This window comes from Veillonella sp. ZSJB6, from assembly GCF_051549505.1.
GTDB lineage: Bacteria > Bacillota > Negativicutes > Veillonellales > Veillonellaceae > Veillonella.
Window position 1 is genome coordinate 1 of the sequence record NZ_JBPUGE010000152.1, and the last position, 244, is coordinate 244.

At 51.6% G+C, this 244-nt stretch carries 1 protein-coding gene; it reads right to left on the reverse strand.

All coding sequences use genetic code 11. The features are described 5' to 3' along the window. Window positions 1–196, reverse strand: a 196-nt coding sequence (locus ACSV5T_RS10245; protein ID WP_438321075.1) for a hypothetical protein, incomplete at its 3' end; no start/stop codon positions are given. Between the last annotated feature and the right edge of the window lie 48 nt (window positions 197–244).

Here is a 244-nt window from a genome sequence, read left to right on the forward strand (position 1 = left end):
GTTTTTGTTTCGCTTCCGTCGCAAGACCACCGATTGCATCGTAATCGAGTTTCTCCGGAATCCGTTTTTCTTCCATCCGACGCATCTTCTCGACTTGCTCGAGCTGCTTCGAGATGTAGCCTTCGTATTTCACTTGAATCTCGACTTGCTCCGCCACTTCAAACGGCACTTCGTTCGGTGCCGGTGCAAAGCGCATGAGCGTCGCGTACGTCACTTCTGGCCGCTTCAAAAGAATACTGGCATG